The sequence below is a fragment of the Mesorhizobium sp. genome (genome assembly GCF_005063415.1).
Taxonomy (GTDB): Bacteria; Pseudomonadota; Alphaproteobacteria; order Rhizobiales; family Rhizobiaceae; genus Mesorhizobium.
On the sequence record NZ_SUEG01000138.1, the window covers coordinates 1 to 5,647 of the forward strand.

Here is a 5,647-nt window from a genome sequence, read left to right on the forward strand (position 1 = left end):
CTGCATGGCGTCGGCACCGGCGCCGGCGTCGCCGCGCATCAGCACGCCGAGGCCGGGAAACAGGATCGCCACGGGTGCGGCGCCGCAGCGCTCGATGACGCGCTTCACATCCTCGCCCGGTCTCGCCACGACCGAACCCTCGCCGAGAAAGATGGCGTGGTCGGGGTAGAGGCTGCCCCCTGACGCCATGCGGCAGCTTTCGGGGTCGATCGCCACCGCATGCCCCTCGACATCCGCCGGCAGTCTGTAGGCGCTGCCGCCGGCGCGCGCCATCAATGCCGTGGTGTCCGGCTCCGCCACCCGGCGTGGCGGCCGCGCCAAGAGCCGTGTCACGCGCCGCAGCAGCATGTCGGCCTCGGCGACGGTCTCGGCGGCAACGACCAGGCCGTGATTGCCGAGGATCAGGACATCCACGCCTGGCCGCAGGCGCTCAGCGATGCCCTGGGCGAGCGGCAGTCCCGGCCGGCGATAGGGAACATACGCCCATTGGTGGCCGTCAAGCCGCCTGGCGGCCTCGGCCTCGCAGTCGGCCTGCACGGCCAGCGAAATGGTCTCGACGCAGTGGACATGCAGAACGATGCGCTGCGGCATCAGCGCATGCACGGTGGTTTCGATCGAGGGGCGCAAGCCGCGCGCGTTGAGGGCGCCGACAGTGAAGGCCTGCGGCTGTTCGGCAGCCGGGTCGCGCCGTTCGATGGCGTCGAGCAATGGCGGGATGTTTACCGGCACCATGATGTCCGCGGTGAGCGCGTCCTTCAGCCAGGTGCCGGAGGCCTTGATCCAGAGCGTGTCGCCGGCTTTCAGCGAGGTGTTGCCGCCGGCGGCCTGGGTCAGATGCGGGTCGCTGCCGATCTCGGCCGAAAGCGACCGCAGCGCTGCCAGTTCCCGCGCATCCGCACTGATCGTCATCGAAATCCTCCACAAACCGGCCGCGTGCCCACGGCTTTGGACGTCCCGTTGCCGGGACGAAGACCGACGCTGGTATCGCAGATGCGAGTAAGTTACGTCAACAGTGATGTTATCGCGTCAAATCAGGCTTGCAATCCGACGCGTGTTGAGTAAGTTGCACCAATTGCCGTGCAAAATGGCAATGCGTGCAAAATGCTTGGGAGGCAAGCGCATTGGGAGGTAAGGGTTGAGCGACTCCGGCCGCCAGCGCCAGATTGTCGAGCTTTTGCGGGACCGGCCTTTCGCATCGGTGCGCGAGCTGCAGGAGCGGCTTGGCGTGTCGGCGGCGACAGTGCGGCGCGACATCGACAAGATCGATGAGGCCGGCGAAGCGCGCAAGGTCTATGGCGGCATCTCGGCGCTCGATGGCGCTTCGCAAGCCGGCGTCGCCTATGCCAGGCCCTATGACGAGAACCGCGACCTCGCCGTCGAGGCCAAGCGGCAGATCGCCGCCCTCGCCGCCACCATGGTGCGCGACGGCGACGCGGTGATCGTGCATGGCGGCTCGACCTGCTTCCATCTCGGCGTCAAGCTCGCCGATCGCAATATCCGGCTCTACACCAACTCGATGCCGCTCGCGGCCTATCTCAGCGACCACGGCCATTGCAGCCTCACCGTCGCCGGCGGCGAACTGCACCGCGAGCCGGGCATCATCCATTCGCTGACCCAGACAGTGCCGTTCTACGCCTCGAAGTTTTTTCTCGGCGCGCAAGGCATCGGCCAGGAAGGCCTTCTGGAATCGCATCCGCTGCTGGTCCGCTCGATCGTCGAGCTCAGCCTCTGCGCCGACCAGATCGTCGTGCTGGCCGACAGCCGCAAACTCTCGATCCACGCGCGCAACGTGGCGCTGCCGCTGTCGCGGATCGGCACGCTGGTCACCGATGACGGCCTGTCCGACGCCGATGCGCGCATGCTCGAAGATGCCGGCGTCATGGTGCGGATCGCCGCTTCCTCGGGAGGCGCCCAGTGAACATCGCCGTCCTCGATTTCGGCAAGACCAATTCGAAGCTGTTCGTCTTCGGCCAGGACGGACAGATCCTCGACGAGCGCCGCACCCAGCCGAGCTGGATCCGCAAAGGCGGCTTCAGCGTGCTCGACGAGCCAGCGCTGCACGACTGGGCGGCCCGCGCCATCGATGACGCCGTCGACACGCATGGCGTGGAAGGGCTGACGGTATCCGGCCATGGCTGCACTTTCGCGTTGGTCGACGACGCCGCGCTGACGCATCCGATCCTCGATTACGAGCAGGAACCGCCAGCTGAAATCGCCGCGCAGATCGACCGCCGCATTCCGGATTTTGCCGAGACCTTTTCGCCGCGCCTGCCGCTTGGCTTCAACTACGGCCGCCACATGTTGTGGCTGAAGCAGGTGGAGCCCGGTGCCTTCGCCGCAGCGAAATCGATCCTCGGCTACCCCCAATATTGGAGCTGGCGGTTTGGCGGCCGGCAGGTATCGGAAGTGTCGTATCTCGGCTGCCACTCGCATTTATGGGCGCCGCGCAAACGCGATTTCAGCTCGCTGGTCGATGCCGAGGGTTGGCGCGGCCAGATGCCCGCCTTCGAGCGTGCCGGCGCGGTGATCGGCGAGCAGCGCTTCGGCCAGGCCGAGAAGCCGGTCGCCATCCATAATGGCGTCCACGACAGCAATGCCGCGCTCCATGCCTACCGCCGGCAGCAGCTTGGGCCGGTGACCGTGGTCTCGACCGGCACCTGGGTGGTAGTGCTCAATCCGGACTGCCCGCTCGACGCACTCGATGGCGAGCGGGACATGCTGGTCAATGTCGATGTCGACGGCGGCCCGGTGCCAACCGTCCGCTTCATGGGCGGCCGCGAATTCGCAACGATCAGCGCCGGCTGGCAGGGCGCAATCGCGCCGTCATCGATACAACGGGTGATCGACGCCGGCATCATGGCGCTGCCGAGCTTCGCGCCCGGCGGCCCGATGCCGCACCGCCGCGGTGAACTGGTCGGGCGTACGCCCAATGCCGAGGAACGCGCGGCCATGGCGCTGCTCTACGTCGCGCTGATGGTCGATCTGTGCCTCGAGCTGATCCAGTCGGACAATACGGTGATCGTCGACGGCGGCCTGAACAATGGCGGGCTGCTTGCCGCGTTGCTGGCGCAGTTGCGGCCCGGGCAGGTTTTCCTGCAGGGCGCAACGCTGGAGGGCAGCGCTACCGGTGCTGCCGCACTTGCCTTCGAAAGCGTCGGACGCGAGTTTGCCACCGAAGCGCCGGAGGCGGTGCATGCGGCAAGTTTCAGCGGCCTTGCCGGCTATCGCAACGACTGGCGCGGCCTTGCCGCCGACCGGGCTGTGGCCAGGGCAGGTGCGGGAGGTGCGCGATGAGCGCCGCCGCCCGGATCGAGACGGCCCGCCAACCGGTGCTGGAGATGCGCCACATCTCGAAGACGTTCGGTGCGATCCGCGCCTTGCACGATGTGTCGCTGACCGTTCACGCCGGCGAGCTGCACGCGCTGATGGGTGAGAACGGTGCCGGCAAGTCGACGCTGATGAAGGTGCTGTCCGGCGCCTACCGGCCGGACCCCGGCGGCGAGATCCTGATCGACGGCGCGCCGGCCGCCACCGGCGACCCGATCAAGGCGCGCGCCGCCGGCATTGCGGTCATCTATCAGGAGCTGTCGCTGGCGCCCAACCTGTCGGTGGCGCAGAACATTTTTCTCGGCAACGAGCCGCGACGGTTCGGCGTCGTCGATCGCGAGCAGTGCAATCGGCGCGCCAGCGAGATCATCGCGCGGCTCGGCGTGACCTTCTCGGCGCGCACCCCGGTTGCCAGCCTGTCGCTCGGCGAACGCCAGCTGGTCGAAATCGCCCGCGCGCTGTCGACCAATGCGCGCATCATCGTCATGGACGAGCCGACCACGTCGCTGACCTCGCGTGAGACCGACCGGCTGTTCGAGGTGATCGCGACGCTGAAGGCGCAAGGCATCGCCATCATCTACATCAGCCACCGCATGGAAGAGGTCTACCAGCTCGCCGACCGCGTCAGCGTGCTGCGCGACAGCGGCTATGTCGGCACGCTCGAGCGCGCCGACCTGAACGCCTCGCGCCTGGTATCGATGATGGTCGGGCGCGATCTGTCGACCTTCTACAAGAAGGATCACCGTCCGCCGGACAGCAAGCGCGCCATCGCGCTGTCGGTGCGCAGCATGTCGGACGGCAATCTCATAAAGAATTGTTCCTTCGACCTCCACAAGGGCGAGGTGCTGGCGCTGGCCGGCCTGGTCGGTTCTGGCCGCACCGAACTGGCACGGCTGATCTTCGGCGCCGACAGGCATACATCGGGCACGCTGGAGCTCGGCGGCAAACCGATATCCATAGGTTCGCCAAGCGAGGCGCTCGATGCCGGCATCGCCTACCTGACCGAGGACCGCAAGCAACTTGGCCTGTTTCTCGACATGTCGATCTCCGACAACATCAGCATGGGGGTGCTGGCAAAGGACGCGAACGCCGGCGGTCTGCGCGACTTCACGGCAGCCGAAAAGCGCGCCGCCAAGGCGGTGTCCGACCTCTCCATCCGCACCAGCTCGGTGCAGGCCAATGCCGGCTCGCTGTCGGGCGGCAACCAGCAGAAGGTACTGCTCGCCCGCCTGCTGGAAACCGAGCCGCAGGTCGTCATCCTCGACGAGCCGACCCGCGGCGTCGATGTCGGGGCGAAGTCGGAAATCTACCGGCTGATCGACAACCTGGCCAAGAAAGGCATCGCCATCCTGATGATCTCCAGCGAACTGCCGGAGGTGATCGGCATCGCCGACCGCGTGCTGGTGATGCGCGACGGCACCATTGCCGGCGAGGTGACGGCGTCGGAGGGCGAGCCGCTGCGGCAGGAAGCGATCATGGAACTTGCAACTGGAGCGGCTCAGCGATGACCGACAAGGTGGCCGACACGATGAAAGCGGACGACCGGGCGGTCGGCAGGAGCACAAGGTGGCGCACCGCCATCGCCGCACTCGGCATGCTGCCGATCCTGATCCTGCTGGCGGTCGGTTTCCAGTTCATCAATCCGCGCTTTTTCACCCAGACCAATCTGCTGATCGTCATGCAGCAATCGTCGATCAATATCGTGCTGGCCGCCGGCATGACCTTTGTCATCCTGACCGGCGGCATCGACCTGTCCGTCGGCTCGATCCTTGCCGCCTCGGCGATGGTGGCGGTGATGGTGTCGCTGGTGCCCGATTGGGGACTGCTGGGCGTGCCGGCGGCCATTCTCGTCGGCCTCGGTTTCGGCGTCATCAACGGGCTGCTGATCGCCTATATCAGACTGCCGCCCTTCATCGTCACGCTGGGGTCGCTGACCGCCGTGCGCGGCGTCGCCCGCCTGCTTGGCCAGGACACCACGGTGTTCAACGCGGACCTGCCGTTCGACTTCATCGGCAACGGGTCGCTGTTCGGCATTCCGTGGCTGGTAATCATCGCGCTGGCGGTCGTCGTGCTGTCCTGGCTGGTGCTCAAGCGCACCGTGCTCGGCACCTGGATCTACGCCGTCGGCGGCAACGCCGAGGCCGCCAGGCTGACCGGCATCAAGGTGCCGCTGGTGCTGCTCTTCGTCTACGGCGTTTCCGGCCTTCTGGCTGGCCTTGGCGGCGCCATGTCGGCGGCCCGGCTCTATGCCGCCAACGGGCTGCAGCTCGGCCAATCCTACGAACTCGACGCTATTGCCGCGGTCATCCTCGGCGGTACC

The 5,647-nt window shown here is 66.8% G+C and carries 5 protein-coding genes; 4 read left to right on the forward strand and 1 reads right to left on the reverse strand.

Annotated features, from left to right (window positions below):
• Positions 1–909: class II aldolase/adducin family protein (locus tag E5W70_RS25730; RefSeq protein ID WP_292663771.1), on the reverse strand; the 909-nt coding region annotated here is incomplete at its 3' end.
• Between the two features lie 226 nt (positions 910–1,135).
• Between E5W70_RS25730 and E5W70_RS25735 the strand changes: the two genes are divergently transcribed.
• The 4 genes from E5W70_RS25735 to E5W70_RS25750 all read left to right on the forward strand — a co-directional run.
• Positions 1,136–1,918: a DeoR/GlpR family DNA-binding transcription regulator gene (locus E5W70_RS25735; RefSeq protein ID WP_292663773.1), complete on the forward strand. Its 783-nt coding sequence runs from the start codon at positions 1,136–1,138 to the stop codon at positions 1,916–1,918.
• Positions 1,915–3,294, forward strand: coding sequence for a carbohydrate kinase (locus E5W70_RS25740; protein WP_292663775.1), 1,380 nt, complete (start codon positions 1,915–1,917; stop codon positions 3,292–3,294). The genes E5W70_RS25735 and E5W70_RS25740 overlap by 4 nt, the downstream gene beginning before the upstream one ends.
• Positions 3,291–4,835, forward strand: coding sequence for a sugar ABC transporter ATP-binding protein (locus E5W70_RS25745; protein WP_292663777.1), 1,545 nt, complete (start codon positions 3,291–3,293; stop codon positions 4,833–4,835). Before E5W70_RS25740 ends, E5W70_RS25745 begins: the two co-directional genes overlap by 4 nt.
• Positions 4,836–4,855: 20 nt before the next feature.
• Positions 4,856–5,647 (forward strand): ribose ABC transporter permease (locus E5W70_RS25750; protein ID WP_292663800.1); only part of this gene is annotated, 792 nt, incomplete at its 3' end.

Bases quoted from the DNA above. Each gene is read 5' to 3' on its own strand.
- E5W70_RS25745 (WP_292663777.1), top strand. From the start codon at position 3,291: ATGAGCGCCGCCGCCCGGATCGAGACGGCCCGCCAACCGGTGCTGGAG.